At 37.6% G+C, this 18018-nt stretch carries 19 protein-coding genes; 10 read left to right on the top strand and 9 right to left on the bottom strand.

Annotated elements, in window-relative coordinates; genetic code table 11:
* The first annotated feature begins 42 nt into the window (after nucleotides 1-42).
* The 6 genes from gpmI to JM83_RS11560 all read left to right on the top strand — a co-directional run bounded on the left by gpmI (nucleotide 43) and on the right by JM83_RS11560 (nucleotide 4800).
* Complete coding sequence (gpmI, locus tag JM83_RS11585; RefSeq protein ID WP_144962252.1) at nucleotides 43-1560, top strand: 2,3-bisphosphoglycerate-independent phosphoglycerate mutase; 1518 nt, start codon at nucleotides 43-45, stop codon at nucleotides 1558-1560.
* Nucleotides 1561-1575: 15 nt separating this feature from the next.
* On the top strand, nucleotides 1576-2169 hold the full coding sequence (locus JM83_RS11580; protein ID WP_144962250.1) for a thioredoxin family protein: 594 nt from the start codon (nucleotides 1576-1578) through the stop codon (nucleotides 2167-2169).
* Nucleotides 2170-2236: 67 nt separating this feature from the next.
* Nucleotides 2237-2668: a BT0820 family HAD-type phosphatase gene (locus JM83_RS11575; protein ID WP_144962248.1), complete on the top strand. Its 432-nt coding sequence runs from the start codon at nucleotides 2237-2239 to the stop codon at nucleotides 2666-2668.
* Nucleotides 2665-3480 carry a type I methionyl aminopeptidase gene (map, locus tag JM83_RS11570; RefSeq protein WP_144962246.1) on the top strand — a complete coding sequence of 272 codons (816 nt, stop codon included), beginning with the start codon at nucleotides 2665-2667 and terminating at the stop codon, nucleotides 3478-3480. Before JM83_RS11575 ends, map begins: the two co-directional genes overlap by 4 nt.
* Nucleotides 3473-4036 carry an NUMOD4 domain-containing protein gene (locus tag JM83_RS11565; protein ID WP_144962244.1) on the top strand — a complete coding sequence of 188 codons (564 nt, stop codon included), beginning with the start codon at nucleotides 3473-3475 and terminating at the stop codon, nucleotides 4034-4036. Before map ends, JM83_RS11565 begins: the two co-directional genes overlap by 8 nt.
* Nucleotides 4033-4800 carry a class I SAM-dependent methyltransferase gene (locus tag JM83_RS11560; RefSeq protein ID WP_186435059.1) on the top strand — a complete coding sequence of 256 codons (768 nt, stop codon included), beginning with the start codon at nucleotides 4033-4035 and terminating at the stop codon, nucleotides 4798-4800. Before JM83_RS11565 ends, JM83_RS11560 begins: the two co-directional genes overlap by 4 nt.
* Nucleotides 4801-4804: 4 nt before the next feature.
* Here JM83_RS11560 and JM83_RS11555 read toward each other — a convergent pair whose 3' ends face one another.
* From JM83_RS11555 to JM83_RS11520, 8 genes are all read right to left on the bottom strand, one after another.
* Complete coding sequence (locus tag JM83_RS11555) at nucleotides 4805-5812, bottom strand: FAD:protein FMN transferase (protein WP_261376450.1); 1008 nt, start codon at nucleotides 5810-5812, stop codon at nucleotides 4805-4807.
* Nucleotides 5813-5816: 4 nt separating this feature from the next.
* Complete coding sequence (locus JM83_RS11550; RefSeq protein ID WP_144962240.1) at nucleotides 5817-6176, bottom strand: Na(+)-translocating NADH-quinone reductase subunit F; 360 nt, start codon at nucleotides 6174-6176, stop codon at nucleotides 5817-5819.
* Nucleotides 6177-6272: 96 nt separating this feature from the next.
* Nucleotides 6273-7562: an NADH:ubiquinone reductase (Na(+)-transporting) subunit F gene (gene nqrF, locus JM83_RS11545; RefSeq protein ID WP_144962238.1), complete on the bottom strand. Its 1290-nt coding sequence runs from the start codon at nucleotides 7560-7562 to the stop codon at nucleotides 6273-6275.
* A gap of 15 nt (nucleotides 7563-7577) precedes the next feature.
* Nucleotides 7578-8192, bottom strand: a complete 615-nt coding sequence (gene nqrE, locus JM83_RS11540) for an NADH:ubiquinone reductase (Na(+)-transporting) subunit E (RefSeq protein WP_144962236.1) — start codon at nucleotides 8190-8192, stop codon at nucleotides 7578-7580.
* Between the two features lie 20 nt (nucleotides 8193-8212).
* A complete protein-coding gene (locus JM83_RS11535; RefSeq protein WP_144962234.1) occupies nucleotides 8213-8959 on the bottom strand; it encodes an NADH:ubiquinone reductase (Na(+)-transporting) subunit D in 747 nt (248 codons plus the stop codon).
* 2 nt (nucleotides 8960-8961) lie between these two features.
* Nucleotides 8962-9705: a Na(+)-translocating NADH-quinone reductase subunit C gene (locus tag JM83_RS11530; protein WP_144962232.1), complete on the bottom strand. Its 744-nt coding sequence runs from the start codon at nucleotides 9703-9705 to the stop codon at nucleotides 8962-8964.
* 2 nt (nucleotides 9706-9707) lie between these two features.
* Nucleotides 9708-10901 (bottom strand): NADH:ubiquinone reductase (Na(+)-transporting) subunit B, encoded by a 1194-nt coding sequence (locus JM83_RS11525; RefSeq protein WP_144962230.1) that lies wholly within the window; start codon nucleotides 10899-10901, stop codon nucleotides 9708-9710.
* 10 nt (nucleotides 10902-10911) lie between these two features.
* Complete coding sequence (locus JM83_RS11520) at nucleotides 10912-12255, bottom strand: Na(+)-translocating NADH-quinone reductase subunit A (RefSeq protein WP_144962228.1); 1344 nt, start codon at nucleotides 12253-12255, stop codon at nucleotides 10912-10914.
* Between the two features lie 167 nt (nucleotides 12256-12422).
* Here JM83_RS11520 and JM83_RS11515 point away from each other — a divergent pair, with 167 nt between their 5' ends.
* Genes JM83_RS11515 through apaG form a run of 3 tightly spaced genes read left to right on the top strand, consistent with a single transcriptional unit; the run spans nucleotide 12423 to nucleotide 15178 of the window.
* Nucleotides 12423-13670, top strand: a complete 1248-nt coding sequence (locus JM83_RS11515; RefSeq protein ID WP_144962226.1) for a DUF5103 domain-containing protein — start codon at nucleotides 12423-12425, stop codon at nucleotides 13668-13670.
* A gap of 24 nt (nucleotides 13671-13694) precedes the next feature.
* On the top strand, nucleotides 13695-14789 hold the full coding sequence (locus JM83_RS11510) for a DUF3667 domain-containing protein (protein ID WP_261376449.1): 1095 nt from the start codon (nucleotides 13695-13697) through the stop codon (nucleotides 14787-14789).
* Between the two features lie 2 nt (nucleotides 14790-14791).
* A complete protein-coding gene (gene apaG / locus JM83_RS11505) occupies nucleotides 14792-15178 on the top strand; it encodes a Co2+/Mg2+ efflux protein ApaG (RefSeq protein WP_144962224.1) in 387 nt (128 codons plus the stop codon).
* 92 nt (nucleotides 15179-15270) lie between these two features.
* On the opposite strand, the gene JM83_RS11500 is transcribed toward apaG, so the two are convergent.
* The gene (locus JM83_RS11500; protein ID WP_144962222.1) at nucleotides 15271-15978 is read right to left on the bottom strand and encodes an NRDE family protein; all 708 of its coding nucleotides are present in this window, start codon (nucleotides 15976-15978) and stop codon (nucleotides 15271-15273) included.
* Between the two features lie 141 nt (nucleotides 15979-16119).
* On the opposite strand from JM83_RS11500, the gene pruA reads away from it, so the two are divergent.
* Nucleotides 16120-17748, top strand: coding sequence for an L-glutamate gamma-semialdehyde dehydrogenase (gene pruA, locus JM83_RS11495; RefSeq protein ID WP_144962220.1), 1629 nt, complete (start codon nucleotides 16120-16122; stop codon nucleotides 17746-17748).
* The last annotated feature ends 270 nt before the right edge of the window (nucleotides 17749-18018 follow it).

The following is an 18018-nucleotide window of genomic DNA, read 5'->3' as shown; positions in this document are numbered from 1 at the left end:
GCCTACATATAGTTTATATCTTTACATGCTTATAAGTAACTAATGAACAAGAAAGTAATTCTAATGATCTTGGATGGCTGGGGCATTACCCAAGATCCTAATGTCTCTGCTATCTCCAAGGCAAATACTCCATTTATCGACAGCCTTTTGGCAAAATATCCCAATGCTCAACTGCTCACCCATGGAATGAATGTAGGCTTGCCGGAAGGGCAAATGGGGAATAGCGAGGTTGGCCATATGAACTTGGGTGCGGGAAGAATCGTCTATCAGGACCTTGCAAAGATCAATTTAGCTGTTCACAACAATAGCCTTATTAGGGAGCCTGTTTTAGAGCAGGCCTTTGATTATGCCGTAAAACACAACAAGCCAATTCATTTTATGGGATTGTTAAGTGATGGTGGGGTGCACTCCCATATCAATCATTTAAAAGGATTGTTAAGCGCTGCGGAAGAATTTGGCGTGAAAGAAAAATATGTACATGCTTTTACAGATGGTCGTGATGTAGACCCTAAATCTGGCGTAAATTTTATTGCTGAAATTGAAGAACATTTAGCTAAAACAAATAGCAAATTGGCTTCGGTTATTGGAAGGTATTTTGCAATGGATAGGGACAAACGTTGGGAACGGGTCCAGAAAGCCTATGATCTTATTGTATCTGGAAAAGGAAACAAAACCACCAATGCTGTTGCAGCAATTTCAGAAAGCTATAAAAATGGGATTACAGACGAATTCATCGGGCCCATAGTGCTCACAAATGAATCTGGGCAACCGGTGGCTACCCTAAAAAATGATGACGTTGTAATATTCTTCAATTTTAGAACAGATAGGGGTCGTCAATTAACCCAGGTGTTGTCCCAAGAGGATATGCCCCAGTTTTCCATGAAAAAAATGCCGTTATATTATGTAACCCTTACTAAATACGATGATCAATTTTCCAATATAAATATTGTCTTTAAAAAAGAGAATATCAAGACCACATTAGGGGAAGTTTTGGAATATATGGGCAAAACTCAAATTAGGATTGCCGAAACAGAGAAATACCCCCACGTTACCTTCTTCTTTTCTGGTGGACGGGAAAAACCATTTAAGGGCGAAAAGCGCATCATGTGCAATTCCCCAAAAGTTGCTACCTACGATCTGCAGCCAGAAATGAGTGCTTATGAAATTCGGGATAAAATAATTCCGGAGCTCAAATCTCAAAAAACAGATTTTATATGTCTAAATTTCGCAAATCCAGATATGGTAGGCCATACCGGGGTTATGGAAGCTGCAATAAAAGCTTGTGAAGTTGTAGATGAATGCGCACAAAAAGTAGTAGAAACCGCTATTGAAAATGACTATAGTATTTTGTTACTTGCAGATCATGGGAATTGTGAAGTGATGATGAACGCCGATGGATCGCCAAATACATCCCATACTGTTAGTCCAGTTCCCGTAATATTGGTGGACAATGATATAAAATCCATAAAAAATGGTAATTTAGGGGATATAGCACCGACTATACTTAAATTAATGGGAATAACCAAACCGGAGTTAATGACCCAAGAACCTTTAATTTAATTCAACCATAATAATATGAAAATTAGTTTATACCTTTTAGCATTCACATTTTTAGCTAGTTGTGGCAATACCAATAAAACAACAAATAGCGATGCTACAAATACAACTACATCTTCTACAGCCAGCAGTTCTTCGGAAATGGCTGTAGGGACAAAATCTAATATGCAACAAGGAATGTTAATTGGTGAATTTGATAAAGCAGATTTGGCTCAAGAATCATTTTCAAAATGGTACAATGAAGGATATAATGAGTACGCTCCATCTGCAGAAGCAATGGCTACAATCAAAAAGCACATTTCAGATTATGAAATAGTTGCTTTTATGGGAACTTGGTGCCCTGATAGTAGAAGGGAAACCCCAAAGGTTTTCAAGATCCTGGATGAAGCTGGTTATAACATGTCCAAGCTTACATTTTATGGAGTGAATAGACAAAAAACCACTACAGATAACATTGAAAAAGAATTTGATTTGAACAGGGTTCCAACAGTAATCTTTTTTAAAGATGGAAAAGAAGTAAATCGATTTGTAGAGTATCCAAGGGAATCTATAGAAAAAGATTTTGCTAAGATTGTTTCCGGGGAAGATTATAAGAACTCCTATGCAAACTAATAAATAATACGAATATCCCTACATATTGTGAATTTTATTAATGCATTTTTCTTGCTAATTTTACAGCATGCATAATCCCAAAACGATTGCTGTAGATTTTGATGGAACTATCGTAGAAAATAGGTACCCTAAAATAGGAAAACCTATCCTTTTTGCTATAGAAACATTGCTCCACTTACAGAAAGATGGGCATTTATTGATCCTTTGGACCTACAGGTCCGGTAGAGAATTAGACGAAGCCGTAGAATTCTGCAAACAAAAAGGCATTAATTTTTATGCTATAAATAAAAGTTACCCCGAAGAGATATACGATGAATCCCTGAGCAGAAAAATTCAGGCAGATATTTTTATTGACGATAGGAACATTGGTGGGCTTCGCGGTTGGGGAGAAATTTATCATGAATTATCCTCCACGCCAGAGAAAGCAAAATTCGTCACCAAAAAGAAAAAAGTAAACTCCAGCACAAGCGTGCTGAGTTATATTAAATCGAAACTATGATTATATCCAAAACCAAGGAGGAAATAGAATTAATGCGCGAGAGTGCTTTGGTAGTTTCCAGGACTTTGGGAATGTTGGCTTCAGAAATAAAACCTGGAACAACCACCCTGAAATTGGATAAACTTGCTGAAGAACATATTAGAGAACAAAATGCCGTTCCTGGGTTTTTAGGTTTATATAATTTCCCAAATACGCTGTGTATGAGCCCAAACGCCCAAGTGGTTCACGGAATCCCCAATGACATTCCGCTTGTAGAGGGGGATATTATCTCTATTGACTGTGGAGCCATCAAAAATGGCTTTTATGGGGATCATGCTTATACGTTCCCAATTGGCGAGGTATCCGAAGAGGTTAAAAAATTATTGCAAGTAACCAAGGAATCACTTTACAAAGGCATCAATGAATTTAGAGCAGGTAAGCGAGTGGGTGATGTTGGTTATGCGATTCAAAAATATTGTGAAGACCATGGTTATGGAGTGGTGAGAGAATTGGTGGGCCATGGTTTAGGTAAAACCATGCATGAAGATCCAGAAATGCCAAATTATGGCAAAAGGGGCCGTGGCAAAAAATTTATTGAAGGAATGGTAGTGGCTATCGAGCCTATGATCAATCTGGGAACAAAAAATATAAATCAGCTTAAAGATGGCTGGACCATCCTTACTGCAGATAATAAACCTAGTGCGCATTTTGAACATAATGTAGCCTTGGTAGATGGAAAACCCGAGTTGTTATCTACTTTTAAGTATATCTACGACGCATTGGGAATTACGAGTAACGAAGAAGACAAATTTAGATCTAAAGTGTATGGTTAAGAATTTTCGACAAGAGCAATGGGTAACCTATCATGATGAATCATGGCAGGATAGATTCGTATATAAGATTTCCAATCATGGAAGAGTAATAAGTTTCGTCAAAAATCCCGAAGGCGAACTTATTAAAGGTGGTAGGACCGCAGGATATTTATCTTTTGTGGTGATGCTGAAAAATGGAAAAAAGAAAAATTTATATTTCCATAGGGTTATTGCAGAATGTTTTCTAGATAAAAAAGATGATGATATTTTCGTGATCCATAAAAATTATAAGAAACAGGAAAACCATGTTTCCAATTTAGCTTGGACCAATAAGGAAGAATGGACACAACACCAGTTTGGGAATCCAAATGTAAAGGAGAACAAGATGAAGCGCAAGCTAAGGCAAGTAACTTCGTACTCTAAGTTAAGCTACGCCCAAGCAGTAATTTTGAAAAAGAAACTATTGGATCCCAATAGAAAAACCAGGATAAGAATATTGGCAAAGCAATTTGGCGTGTCCGAAATGCAGTTGTATAGGATAAAATCTGGAGAAAATTGGGGCGATATCGAAGTATGATCCAAAAGGCATTTAAATTTTTTCTGAATAAAATTCCTCGACCTCTTTTAATAAGAGCTAGTTATTTAATTCGACCTGTAATCGCTTTCAGCTTAAAAGGCTTCAAATACACAGATCCCATAGATGGGAAATCTTTTAAAAAGTTCTTGCCTTATGGGTATGGGCAGCAACGGGAAAATGTACTTTCCCCTTCTACCCTTTCTTTAGAACGCCATCGGTTATTATGGCTGTACCTAAAAAATGAAACCGGGCTATTTTCCGAAAAAAAAAGACTTTTGCATTTTGCCCCGGAACAAGCTTTTTATAAACGGTTTCGAAAAATGGCAAATCTGGTGTATACCACCACAGATCTCAATTCGCCTTTGGCAGATGTAAAAGCCGATATCTGCAAGCTCCCATTTGAAGATAATGCCTTCGATTTTATTCTTTGCAATCACGTCTTGGAACATATCCCAGATGATACGAAAGCGATGCAAGAACTTTATAGGGTTTTGGCATCTGGAGGAACTGCAATTTTACAGATCCCCCAAGATCTAAACAGAGCTGTTACTTTTGAAGATAATTCCATCACTTCCAAAAAAGAAAGAGCCAAGATTTTTGGACAATATGATCATGTTCGGGTGTATGGACGGGATTATTTTGATAAGTTGAGAAGTATCGGTTTTAACGTTGAAGAAGTGGATTATACAAATATACTAACTCCTTCAGAAATTGATAACTATAGATTGGCGAAGGGAGAGATTATTCCTGTGTGCACCAAATAAAAAATCAATCCTTGCGTAGCACTTCCTTAAAACCAGAAGTGCTGTACTCATTTACTTCTCCATTTTCTTCAGCATATATAAAATATACTTCCACACCTTCAATGTTGGATAACATTTTTTTGGAGCGCTCCAAGCCTAAAGCCATAAAGGCAGTAGCATACCCATCTGCCAATGTGCAATTTTCCGCGAGCACAGATGCGCTTAATAAATTGCTTTTTTCAGACTTTCCTGTTATGGGATTGATGGTGTGAACGTAACGTTGTCCGGTAATGGAATCCATTCTGAATTTCCTGTAGTTCCCGGAAGTTGCCATTCCCCGATCCTTCAAATATAAAGTAGCTTTGAATTCCCTTTTACCCTCCTTCTGTAAAGGATCATCTATGGCCACCACCCAAGGCGCTTCAGAATCCATATTCAGTCCTTTTGCGACCAACTCTCCTCCCACTTCAACCAAGTAATTATCCACTTTTTTAAGGTCTAAGTATTTAGCGATCACATCTACCGTAAAGCCTTTGGCAATCGCATTAAAATCCAAATAGATCTCCGGCTGCTCTTTGATTATTCTCTTTTCAGCGGAAAGTTTGATCTTGTTTAAACCCACATATTGCAGCATAGAGTCAATACGCTTTTCATTTAAGTTATCTTTACGTTTTTCCGGTCCAAAGCCATAGGCATTTACCAAATTGCCCACAGTGGGATCGAAAAATCCATCGCTTTCAGTATAAATCTTTTTGGAAGCAGTTAACACTGCTATAAAATTGTTATCCACAACAATACTCGTGTCCCCTGCATTGATTTTCGAGATATCCGAATTTGATTCATAGGTGCTCATAGATTTATTGATCACCTCAAAAATGGAGTCCAATCCCTTTTGGATTGGCAATTCGGTTTCATGAAAGAATTTAACTTGATAGGTGGTTCCCAAAGCTTCACCTGAAAAAACCTGTGCCTCTTTTTTCTCTGCACATCTTATTGCCATTATAGATACAACCAAAAGCAGAAGTATTTTCATCGTTCTAAATCTCTTGTAAACCCTCATAGTTAACTATATATTTTTCGTCCTTTAATACGGGCTTATCGTAGTCCTCGCTGTTGGCTATTCCTACTCCCGCATAATAGGTTTTGGCATTGAATTTTAGTGCATGTTCCTTAATTTCTTTCATAAACCAAGGATCGTAATATTTAGGATCTACAGGATACGGAATAGCACGAACGATCACGAAATTCAACTTTTTCTCTTTTAGTGCCACAAACTGTGGATTCCTTTTTAATTGGCTGTTCACTCCCAAGAATTCATAACCATCATCCTCCAATTCCTTCCCCACTATATTCATGGCAAGGTTATGTAATTCTTGATCTGTCAGTTGCTCTTTCATACTTTTCAAAAATACGTTTATTGCCAAACAGCTTATAAAAAAAGACCGACTATTTACATAGTTCGGTCTTTTTTTATAATTGAATTAGATCATGGCTTAGCCACCAAAATCATCGAATCTTACATTTTCTGGCGGAACTCCAAAATCTTCGGTCATTTTCTCTACCGCCTTGTTCATCAATGGAGGCCCACAGAAATAGTATTCTATATCTTCCGGATTCTCATGATATTGTAAATAGTTATCTATTACCACTTGGTGAATAAAACCAATAAATCCGTCTCCTTCCCCCTCGATTCCGTCTTTCACCTTCCAGTTATCTTCTTCCATAGGTTCAGATAAGGCCAAGTAAAATTTAAAGTTAGGGAAATCCCTTTCCAAAGCCCTAAAATGTTCTGTATAGAAAAGTTCCCTTTTAGAACGTCCCCCATACCAATAAGTTACTTTTCTACCGGTTTTAAGCGTACGGAACAAGTGGTATAAATGGGAGCGCATTGGCGCCATCCCGGCTCCACCTCCTACATAAAGCATTTCCGAATCACTTTCGTTAATAAAGAATTCTCCATAAGGTCCCGAAATAATCACTTTATCATCTTTTTTCCTTGAAAAGATATACGAAGAAGCGATCCCAGGATTTACATCCATCCACCCGTTCTTGGCCCTATCGAATGGTGGTGTTGCCACACGTACATTCAACATAATCTCACGACCTTCAGCAGGATAAGAAGCCATGGAATAGGCACGCTCCACGGTTTCGGAGTTTTTCATCTTCAATGGCCAAAGCTTGAATTTGTCCCATTCGTCCTTAAACTTGTTAGGTTCCCCAGGATGTTCGTCTGGATGTGCCGTAATGTCCATGTCTTGGAAGCTCACCTCACATTTAGGAATTTCAATTTGGATATAACCACCGGCTTTGTAATCCATATCTTCAGGAATTTCCACAACAAATTCCTTTATAAATGAAGCTACGTTATAATTACGAACTACGGTAGCTTCCCATTTTTTGATCCCAAATACCTCTTCAGGGATCTGGATCTTCATGTCTTCCTTTACTTTCACCTGGCAAGCTAGACGCCACCCACTGGCGATTTCTTTTCTGGTAAAGTTAGGTTCCTCTGTAGGAAGGATACTCCCTCCCCCTTCAGAGACTATACATTCGCACTGCATACAGGTTCCCCCGCCCCCACAGGCCGAAGGAAGGAAAATTTTCTTTGAACTCAAAGTGGATAAAAGTGTTCCACCAGAGCTAACTTCCAGATCCTTCTCTGCGTTTACATTGATCTTAACTGGTCCTGATGGAACCAATTTGGCTTTTGCGCCTAGTAATATGGAAACCAATAAAAGTATTAGAACCAAAAATACTACTACACTTGCTATAATAACTGTCATTGTTGTATCTTTTTATTATAATTCGATTCCCATAAAACTCATAAACCCAATTGCCATTAACCCTGTAATAATAAAGGTTATACCTAATCCTTTTAATGGAGCAGGAACATTGGAATAAGCAATTTTCTCCCTAATAGCAGCAATAGCAAGGATCGCTAGAAACCAGCCTATCCCACTACCTAACCCGTAAGTAAGGGCTTCTGTAACTGCTGTAAAACTTTTTTGTTGCATGAACAAAGATCCACCCAAAATAGCACAGTTTACCGCGATAAGGGGCAAGAAGATCCCTAAGGCACTATACAAAGCCGGAGCAAATTTTTCTACTACCATCTCTACCAATTGAACCATTGATGCAATAACCGCAATAAATATGATGAAACTCAAGAAACTAAGATCTATACTTGCATACTCTGGATTTAACCATTGCAATGCTCCCGGTCTTAATAAATATTGATCCAACAAATAGTTGATTGGAACGGTGATGGTAAGTACAAAAATTACAGCCGCACCTAAACCAACAGCTGTTTTTACTGTTTTTGACACTGCTAAGTAGGAACACATCCCTAAAAAGTAGGCAAAAATCATATTTTCTATGAAAATACTTCTAACAAATAAATTTATATAATCCATTTTATAGTGCTTTAACGCTATTAGTTTTGTTCTATTAATTTACGGTTACTTGCACGCTGTACCCAAATTAGGATACCAACTACAATAAGTGCCATTGGTGACAATAACATCAATCCGTTGTTCTCATATCCATACGCATATAATCCAGTAGATTCTGCTGCTACCGCTGCTTTGTGTCCCAATACTTCAAATCCGAATAATTTACCAGATCCCAGTAATTCCCTAAAGAAGGCAACAATAATTAAGATCACTCCGTATCCCGCTGCGTTACCAATCCCGTCCAAGAAAGACTTATAAACTCCGTTTCCTAAGGCAAAAGCTTCCAAACGTCCCATTATAATACAGTTGGTAATAATAAGTCCAACAAATACAGAAAGCTGCTTACTTACATCGTAGGCGTAAGCTTTTAAGATTTGATCTACCAAGACCACCAAAGAAGCCACAATTACCAATTGCACGATAATTCGAATTCTATTGGGAATTAAATTCCTGAGCGCAGATACGATCATGTTAGAAAAAGCAAGTACTGCAGTTACTGCCACTGCCATTACTATTGCCGGTTCTAATTGTACTGTAATTGCAAGTGCCGAACAAATTCCCAATACCTGAACGGTAATTGGGTTATTGTCGTTCAATGGATCGCTTAACAACTTACGATTGTTCTTCGATAAGAAATGCTCTCTTTCTTCAGTATTGGAAAGAAATAACACCATTTCCCTTTTCTTTGCTTCTTTTTCTTCAGAAGCTATTTTAGTATCTATAGCCATAATTACTGAATTGCTACTTTAATGTCCTTTTGCTTTTTTAAATAGGGAAGATAGTGTTGTAATCTTTCAGAGATCATTTTTGAAACTCCATTTCCGGTAATTGTAGCTCCAGAGATGGCATCTACCTTATTGTCATCCTTATTGGAAGGTCCCACATTTCCTTTTACTACAGAAACCCCAATAAGATTTCCGCTTTCGTCAAATATTTTTTCATCTGTAAATCGTTCTCTAAACCAAACCTGAGTGATCTCTGCACCAAGTCCGGGGGTTTCTCCTTTATGATCGAAAACAGCACCCTTAATAGTGTTTACATCATCTTTTAAGGATACATATCCCCAAATGGCATCCCAAAGTCCTTTTCCTCTTAATGGAATGATGTAGTATTTAGCCCCATCTATCTCTGCGATGTACAAAGGGTATATTTGCTCTTCTCCCGGCTTCTTCAATTCCCTTGCAAGATCCACCTCAAAAGCATCTATACCTTCAGCTGGAGTTCCATCTTCTTTTAAAGCGATGGTTTCGGTGATATATTTATTATATAAATCTTCCGATTCACTTCTTTCGGTCTCTATACCCACTGTTGCCAAAATATTCTGCATCTTTTCCTGACGCACATTCTCATTTTGGATAGGTTGCAGCGAAGTAGCTGTAAAAGCCAATACACTTGCTACCACTACCACCAGGATAATGGCAAACATAAAAGTATAGCCGTTGGTTTCCGTTTTGTTTACTGTTATTTCTTCCATAACTAAACTGCTGTTTTAATTTGTCCTGTGGCGCTTACTGCTCTTTTCTTACGTCTATTAATATTCGCTTGAATTACATAATGATCTATTACCGGAGCAAAAACATTCATCAATAATATAGCCAACATGATCCCTTCCGGATATGCCGGGTTGAATACACGAATCATTACTGCAAAGAAACCAATCAAGAATCCGTAAATCCATTTTCCTTTCATGGTTTGGGCTGCAGAAACAGGATCTGTGGCCATAAACACAATTCCAAAGGCCAATCCCCCAATTACCAAATGCTGGTACCATGGAAAATTGGTTAAATCGTTGCCTTCCAGTCCTAGGCTAGGGAGGGAATTAAATATTAATGCCATTAGGGCAGCACCCGCAAATCCGCTTAAGATAATGCGCCAGCTTCCAACTTTTGTCAAAATTAAAATTAAGGCACCCGCTAAGATAAAGAGTGTAGAAGTTTCTGCAAAAGATCCAGGGATGTTTCCTATAAACATATCCATAAAACTATAATCTACTTGGTGGCCTACGGGATGTCCCCCGGCCAAAGTCCCCAAAATCGTTTCCCCGGAAACTCCATCTACCTTTGCAGCTTCACTCACCCACACTTGGTTTCCAGACATGTATGTTGGGTATGCAAAGAAAGCAAAAGCCCTGGCCGTTAGTGCAGGGTTCAGGATATTCATTCCTGTTCCCCCAAATGCTTCTTTCCCAATTACCACCGCAAATACCACAGATATCGCCACCATCCATAATGGAATGTCTATTGGCATGATCATAGGAATTAAAAGTCCTGTAACCAAATACCCTTCATTTACTTCGTGCCCCCTAAAGATCGCGAAAGCAAACTCGATTCCCAAACCAACACCGTAAGAAACAGCGATCATCGGAAGGATTTTCCATGCTCCATGAGCAAAGGCTTCCATAAATCCTACTTCAGATTGTATTTGAGAAAGATACTGGTAGCCTCCATTCCACATTCCAAAAATAAGCGCAGGAACCAAAGCGAACACCACGGTAATCATGGTTCTCTTTAAATCCACAGCATCCCTAACATGGGCTCCTTTTTGGGTGGTATGATTTGGAGTATAAAGAAAAGTGTCCAAAGCATTGATTGCAGGAGCGTACTTTTCAAATTTATTGCCCTTGTTAAAAGGCTGTCTAAATTTATCTAATTTTTGTCTTATCCATTCCATAGTTCAACTTTTAACCTACTTCGGTAATCATTAAATCCAAGCCAAGACGAATAATATCCTGAGCTTCTAATTTTGAAGTGTTCACATAATCTATCAACGCAAAATCCTCTGGAGCTACTTCATAGATCCCAAGATTTTCCATTTTTTCAATATCTCCCGCGATACACGCTTTTAGCAATTGCATTGGGTAAATATCCATAGGCAACACTTCTTCCATTTCTCCCGTAACCACCAAGGCACGTTCTTCCCCGTTTAAATTGGTGTTAAGTGCATACTTTTTCTTGGGAAACAGCCAAGAAAGGGAAGTTCTGGAAGCGGAATGAATATTATTATATGTAAATGGCAACCATCCCAACATCCTGTATTTGTTCCCTTCCGGGATCAAAGTCAAGGTGTTGTTATAAAACCCGATATATTGATTGTTTGAAAGTTTCGTTCCCGTTAAAACATCACCGGAAATAATTCTAACATCATCTGATACCTGCCCAATTAGATCTGAAGAATTAGCTCCAATCTTGATCTGGTAATACTTTCGCTCTTTAGCTTCGCTTCCTACTAGTGCAAGAGTTCTATCTGCATGGTATTGTCCTGTTAAGAACACATTCCCGATAATAGCAACATCTTCTGCCCCAACAGTCCAAACTCGATCCTTGGAATTAATAGGGTCTATTTTATGAATTTGAATCCCAACATTTCCTGCCGGGTGGGGACCAGAGACTTTATGAAGCTCTACTCCTGTGATCCCTTTTAAAATTGCTTCGGAAGAATCATCTACTGAAAGATGCACTTTTCCTGGTGTTAATTTCTGAAGGGCATTTACCCCCTCTTGAAAAGCTGCAACTTTATCCTTCAGCACAAAACCTAGATCTGCCGATAAAGGCGCGGTACTTACTACCGAAATAAAGATCGCTTTGGGGGTGTCTTCTGGAGCCGCAACGATATCGTAAGGACGTTGATTTAAAAATGCCCCGCAACCACTTTCATACACTCGGCTTTTTACAGCTTCCGCAGAAGAACTTGCAGCATTCATTTTTCCAAAATCCTTAAAACTATCTGTTGGATCTGCATCCACAATAACTTCAATAATTCGGCGCTTTTCTGCACGCTTAATTTCCTTGAGGGTTCCACTAACAGGAGAAGTGAATTTTAAATCTTCATCGTATTTTGAAGAAAATAAAACATCGCCTGCTAAAATCGCAGCTCCTTCTTTAAGAGCCATTTTTGGAACGACAGTATGGAAATCCGGGGGTTTAATGGCGTAAGTCTTGGATCGAGGAGCCTTTAAAACTTGTTTTTCTGCCTCCCCTTTTAAACGCAGAGTAAGCCCTCTTTTAATTCGAATGTCTTTTGACATAGGATGGAGTGTGTATTAAATTTATTTTTTAAAGTGTGCAAATTTAGTAATTTTAACCCTAGAACTCCCAATGAAATTATATATTTTTCAATGTAACACTTGTTAAAGTCCTCTTTACAATAAAGGGAATAGAATTTGCAATTGCCTTAAAACCAATAACTAATTAAATGAAGAAAATTCTTAGCTTGTTTTGTTTTCTTTGGGCAAGCCTTTTGATTGCACAAGAACAAGTAGAAGTTTTGCCCCCAAATTACATAAAAAGCATCATTTTTAATGGCAATTCCAATATTAAGGGAAATCCAGTTATAAAATTAGGAGAATCCATTCATTTAGAGTTCGATGACATTATTGGAGACGAAGCCAATTATTATTACATAATAGAGCATTTTAACTACGACTGGACCCCTTCAGAATTAATAAAATCTGAATATTTAAACGGGTTCGATAATGTGAGGATAGTCAATTATAACAACTCTTATAATACCCTTCAAGGATATACGCACTATAATTTAAACATCCCAAATAAAGACACTCAATCCTTAAAAGTGAGCGGGAATTACCTGCTTAAAGTTTTTACCGAGAACGACGAGTTGGTATTTTCAAGGAAATTTATGGTATACCGGCCAATTGCCCAAGTTAAAGTAGCCATAAAAAGATCTCGTGATCTTAAATATATCAATTCTAGACAGGTGGTTAATTTCAGTATAAATTCGCCAGACTTTTTAATTAGAAATCCGGAATCCACCATAAAAATACTTATTACCAAAAACCATAATTTAAAGTCGGCTATAGAAAACATCAAGCCCCAATACACTATAGGCAATGAACTCATTTATAAATATGATCAAGAAACCTCTTTTTTGGCAGGTAACGAATATTTACAGTTCGACAGTAAAGATATTCGCGCAACCACTATCGATATTGGACGAATTGAGCTAAACGAACTTTACAGCCACTTTCTTTTTGCAGATCGCTCCAGGGCTACAGAGCCATACACCTACAACCCAGACATCAATGGACAATTTGTTGTTCGCACTTTGCAGGGCGAAAACGCTTCTATTGAAGCAGAATATGTTTGGACCCATTTTAAACTTCAAAATTACGATCCTTTGGATGGGGGAGAACTTCATTTATATGGAGCATTCAATAATTTTGAACTAGATGATTCTACTTTAATGAAATACAATAAGACAACGGGTTTATATGAAAACACGCTTCTTTTAAAACAGGGGTTTTACAATTATAAATATGTGCTTTTAAATAAGAACGGTTTCTTGGACGAAGGATTTATTAGTGGGAATTTTGATGTAACAGAAAACGAATACCAAGTTTTAGTGTATTTTAGGGATCTGGGAGCGAGATTCGATCAAATTATCGGTTTTGGAAATGCAAGTTCCCTGAATATATCTAACTAACCAATTTTCAAAATTATTTAGCTTATGAAGAGCGAACGCTCCTTAACTAAATACCGCGGCCTTATTTGTTTGAATTGTGGCCATCCACTGGACATAAGCGACAAATACTGTACGAACTGCGGCCAACTAAACAGCACCAAAAAGTTGTCTTTCAATGACTTTTTCTTGGAATTCTTCGCTGGAATTTTCTCTTACGATTCCAGAATGAGAAGGACTTTAAGTACGCTTATCTTCCGTCCCGGAAAGATTAGCAGAGACTATATTAGCGGTATGCGCACCCGGTATGCCAATCCGTTTCGATTCTTTTTAAGCATCTCTATTATTTTCTTTATTGTTTTTAGCTTAACTAATAATTCATTTGATTTTAGAGCTCCAAGCGAGGAGGCTATAAAACAACAGATAGAGCAAATTCCAGAAAAAGATAGAAAGGAAATTTTAAAGAATCTTGAAGGCACACCACTTGCCAACGGTTATGATCTGGATTCTATAATTAATAATTCAGCAACTAAAGAAATTAAGAATTATCAAGACCATTATATTTCTCAAAAACAATTAGACAGTCTAAATTTTATAAATTCCAGCACAAAGCAAATAGATCTCTACACTGTGTTTTATGAACAAACAAAGATTATAGAGCCGTTAGAAGCTTTGGATAGTCTGGAGCACATCAATAAATTCTGGAATCGCTACCTATATAGAAAGGCGGTAGATACTCAAATCATAAAAAATAACCCGAGAATATTTTTCGATTATTTAATAAGTAAGTCCCCATTTATTATATTTTTCTACTTACCCGTTTTTGCACTAATTATTTGGCTTTTTTATTTCTATAAACCAATTAATTATATGGAACATCTGGTCTTTACCTTCCATGTACAGAGCACCTTTTTTGTGTTTGTACTAATTGGTTTAATAGTAGACCTTATTTTTAAGACCAATGTATTTACCGCGATAGTGCTTTTATTGTTCCTTTTCTATCTATATAAAGCGCTTCGGAATTTCTATAAAGAAGGAAGGTTTGTAACTATTGTTAAATTTATGGCTCTAAATTTTATATTTCTTACATTAGCAGTAATTGCAGCAATTATTTCTGCGCTTACCTTTTTTGCAATTAGATAATTATGGTTCAAAAAGTTACATCTGGAATTAAAATTTCCGTTGAAACCAATTTCGAAGGCACATTTTATAAAAACTATAAGATCCACTTTGCCTTTGGTTATCGGGTAACTATTGAAAATCAGAGTAAGGATTCGGTACAATTAACCTCTAGGTTCTGGAACATCAAGGATGCACTTAAGGATACCGAAATAGTACAAGGGGAAGGAGTTATTGGAAAAAAACCGATTTTAAAGCCTGGCGAGACTCACACGTATAGCAGTGGATGCCTACTTTCTGCACCATTTGGTTCTATGAGTGGTCATTACGATATGATCAATTTTTCGACATCAAAAAAATTCAAGGTCGCAATACCCGCCTTTAAACTAAGTGCACCTTTTGCTTTGAATTAAATTAATCGAGGGTTTATTTCCCAGGAGCTTAATTCGAATTTTCAAAAAGTATTTCAGTTTTTATTCAACCCGCTTGCTCTAGGGTTCTTGATTTAAAATTCAATTTCAATTTTATTCCTATCCTTTAAATCCATAAACCGCATACCTATTACATCCTGAGCCCCTTCAATTTGAGTGATGTTTTGGGTTTTTACATATCCCCTATCCATTATTGCATCTATATCTGGATCTCCAATTCCTGCTGAAATATGGAAATTCCAGAGGGCATCTGCATCAAGAATATTTTCTTTCTGAAAAGCTTGAAACCATGTTTCTCTCATTTTTTTCATTTCCGAAGAATATAAAGGAGAAGAAGACCAAATGTAAGGTTTTAAATCCAGGTCATTAAAGTGCTTTTCCTTACCATCCCAAACAAGTTCCAAAAAACGTAGGCCAGCATTCCAATCTACCGCAACAATTGTAAAAGGTTCAATATTATTGAAGTCGTAATATTTAACCGCATCATCCATAGCAATTGCCGCTAAAAGATCTTTCACTACCACACCCCTGCTCAATCTATAACCAGCTTCCCTAATATGCGGCTTAAACTCTCCGTTCAATAAACAGATCAACCGTTTTCGTTCACTTATACCAATCCAGGTTCCACCAGCAAATTTATCCTTTGGATAGAGCATTTTTATCCCATTTTCAGCATAAAAACCTGGAGGAAGCGCCTCCCTTTCTGCTGCCTCATCCCTATTGGATGTGAGAATGAATCCGTTTTTTTTAGCTGAAACAGGAAGTAAAGTTACCGTACACATAGGCTTAAGATATGCTTGCTAATTTACAATTTCTTTACCTAATTTTTAGTCGAACTTCTCTAACTGAAACCCAAGGTATCCCGGTTAATTTTTTTTATATTTACGACCTTAAAATTGAATAGAAACATCTAAAAAATAATTATGGGAAAAGGATTTTTTCAAGTTCCGACTGCTATTAATGAGCCTATTAAGTCTTATGCTCCGGGATCGCCTGAAAGAGAGGAAGTGTTGCTTACTTATAAAGACATGTACAACGAAAAAATGGACGTTCCATTGTACATAGGTTCTAAAGAGGTACGCACTGGAGATACTATGAGCATGCATCCTCCACATAATCATAAACACGATCTTGGGCAATTTCATATAGCCAAGAAAAAACATATAGAACAAGCTATTTCCACTGCATTGGAAGCAAGAACCGCTTGGGCAGAACTTCCATGGGAACAAAGAGCCGCGGTATTTTTAAAAGCAGCCGATCTTATCGCTGGACCTTATAGAGCAAGGATAAATGCCGCTACGATGATTGCGCAATCCAAAACCATTTTTCAAGCTGAAATTGATGCGGCTTGTGAATTGATAGATTTCTTGAAATTCAACGTAGAGTATATGGCTCAAATTTATGAAGAGCAGCCGGAATCTTCTCCAGGGGTTTGGAACAGGTTAGAATATCGCCCATTGGAAGGCTTTGTATATGCAATTACACCTTTCAATTTTACGGCTATTGCCGGAAACCTTCCCGCAAGTGCTGCATTAATGGGGAATACCGTGGTTTGGAAGCCTAGTGACAGCCAAGTGTTTTCTGCACAGGTTATCATGGAAGTTTTCCAGGAAGCAGGCGTACCAGCCGGGGTAATAAATATGGTGATGGGAGATCCGGTCATGATCACCGATACCGTATTGGCAAGTCCAGATTTTGCCGGAATCCATTTTACGGGAAGCACAAGTGTTTTCAAAGGAATTTGGGGCAAAATAGGTGCCAATATAGATACCTACAAAACCTACCCTAGAATTGTTGGGGAAACAGGAGGAAAAGATTTTATCCTTGCACATCCTTCTGCAAATCCAAAACAAGTTTCCACCGCTATTGCTAGAGGGGCTTTTGAATTTCAAGGTCAGAAATGTAGCGCGGCATCCAGGGCTTACATTCCAAAAAGCCTTTGGGCAGATGTAAAGAAATATTTAGTTGAAGATGTGAATTCATTTAAAATGGGTTCTCCAGAAGATATGAGCAATTTTATCACTGCTGTGATCCATGAAGGTTCTTTTAATAAATTGGCGAAGTATATAGACCAAGCGAAAAAGGACAAAAATGCGGAGATCGTTGTAGGTGGAAATTATGATAAGTCTGAAGGATGGTTCATTGAACCAACAGTTATCCTTACCACAGATCCTAAATATCCTACTATGGAAACTGAATTATTTGGACCTGTAATTACGATTTATATATATAATGACAACAAGTGGGAAGAAACCTTAAAGTTGGTTGATGAAACCAGCATTTATGCATTAACTGGTGCTGTTCTTTCCGGAGATAGATATGCAGCAGCACAAGCAACACAAGCTTTGCAAAATGCCGCAGGTAATTTTTATATAAATGATAAACCAACCGGGGCCGTTGTAGGACAACAACCCTTTGGAGGAGCCAGGGCAAGTGGAACCAACGACAAAGCAGGTTCCAAGCTCAATTTATTAAGATGGATCTCGCCACGTTTGATCAAAGAAACCTTTGTAACACCAACAGACTACAGATATCCGTTTTTGGGAGAGTAAACGTTAAATAAATAATCCCTCATCGAGGGTTTAATACCTTGAAGCTTGCTTTAAATTTTTTAAAGTAATTTTCCAATTCATACCTCGTTGACCCGTCCCGAGATTATTGAATATTGAAAGCCGTGAATTTTAAATTTGCGGCTTTCTTATTTATTTTAATGAAAAATTACTTATTTAGATATTTATTGCCAATGTAGGCTAATAGCTATTTTATTATAACAAATTAATAAATAAATTGATTTTTTAACGATTATTATTCCATTTCACCGA

Source organism: Gillisia sp. Hel_I_86, from assembly GCF_007827275.1.
GTDB lineage: Bacteria > Bacteroidota > Bacteroidia > Flavobacteriales > Flavobacteriaceae > Gillisia.
This window is presented reverse-complemented; position numbering and strand designations above follow the sequence as displayed.

What these genes read in the sequence shown, in the direction of transcription:
- gpmI (WP_144962252.1), top strand. Translation starts at nt 43, where the DNA reads ATGAACAAGAAAGTAATTCTAATGATCTTGGATGGCTGGGGCATTACC.
- JM83_RS11580 (WP_144962250.1), top strand. Translation starts at nt 1,576, where the DNA reads ATGAAAATTAGTTTATACCTTTTAGCATTCACATTTTTAGCTAGTTGT.
- JM83_RS11575 (WP_144962248.1), top strand. Translation starts at nt 2,237, where the DNA reads ATGCATAATCCCAAAACGATTGCTGTAGATTTTGATGGAACTATCGTA.
- map (WP_144962246.1), top strand. Translation starts at nt 2,665, where the DNA reads ATGATTATATCCAAAACCAAGGAGGAAATAGAATTAATGCGCGAGAGT.
- JM83_RS11565 (WP_144962244.1), top strand. Translation starts at nt 3,473, where the DNA reads ATGGTTAAGAATTTTCGACAAGAGCAATGGGTAACCTATCATGATGAA.
- JM83_RS11560 (WP_186435059.1), top strand. Translation starts at nt 4,033, where the DNA reads ATGATCCAAAAGGCATTTAAATTTTTTCTGAATAAAATTCCTCGACCT.
- JM83_RS11555 (WP_261376450.1), bottom strand. Translation starts at nt 5,812, where the DNA reads ATGAAAATACTTCTGCTTTTGGTTGTATCTATAATGGCAATAAGATGT.
- JM83_RS11550 (WP_144962240.1), bottom strand. Translation starts at nt 6,176, where the DNA reads ATGAAAGAGCAACTGACAGATCAAGAATTACATAACCTTGCCATGAAT.
- nqrF (WP_144962238.1), bottom strand. Translation starts at nt 7,562, where the DNA reads ATGACAGTTATTATAGCAAGTGTAGTAGTATTTTTGGTTCTAATACTT.
- nqrE (WP_144962236.1), bottom strand. Translation starts at nt 8,192, where the DNA reads ATGGATTATATAAATTTATTTGTTAGAAGTATTTTCATAGAAAATATG.
- JM83_RS11535 (WP_144962234.1), bottom strand. Translation starts at nt 8,959, where the DNA reads ATGGCTATAGATACTAAAATAGCTTCTGAAGAAAAAGAAGCAAAGAAA.
- JM83_RS11530 (WP_144962232.1), bottom strand. Translation starts at nt 9,705, where the DNA reads ATGGAAGAAATAACAGTAAACAAAACGGAAACCAACGGCTATACTTTT.
- JM83_RS11525 (WP_144962230.1), bottom strand. Translation starts at nt 10,901, where the DNA reads ATGGAATGGATAAGACAAAAATTAGATAAATTTAGACAGCCTTTTAAC.
- JM83_RS11520 (WP_144962228.1), bottom strand. Translation starts at nt 12,255, where the DNA reads ATGTCAAAAGACATTCGAATTAAAAGAGGGCTTACTCTGCGTTTAAAA.
- JM83_RS11515 (WP_144962226.1), top strand. Translation starts at nt 12,423, where the DNA reads ATGAAGAAAATTCTTAGCTTGTTTTGTTTTCTTTGGGCAAGCCTTTTG.
- JM83_RS11510 (WP_261376449.1), top strand. Translation starts at nt 13,695, where the DNA reads ATGAAGAGCGAACGCTCCTTAACTAAATACCGCGGCCTTATTTGTTTG.
- apaG (WP_144962224.1), top strand. Translation starts at nt 14,792, where the DNA reads ATGGTTCAAAAAGTTACATCTGGAATTAAAATTTCCGTTGAAACCAAT.
- JM83_RS11500 (WP_144962222.1), bottom strand. Translation starts at nt 15,978, where the DNA reads ATGTGTACGGTAACTTTACTTCCTGTTTCAGCTAAAAAAAACGGATTC.
- pruA (WP_144962220.1), top strand. Translation starts at nt 16,120, where the DNA reads ATGGGAAAAGGATTTTTTCAAGTTCCGACTGCTATTAATGAGCCTATT.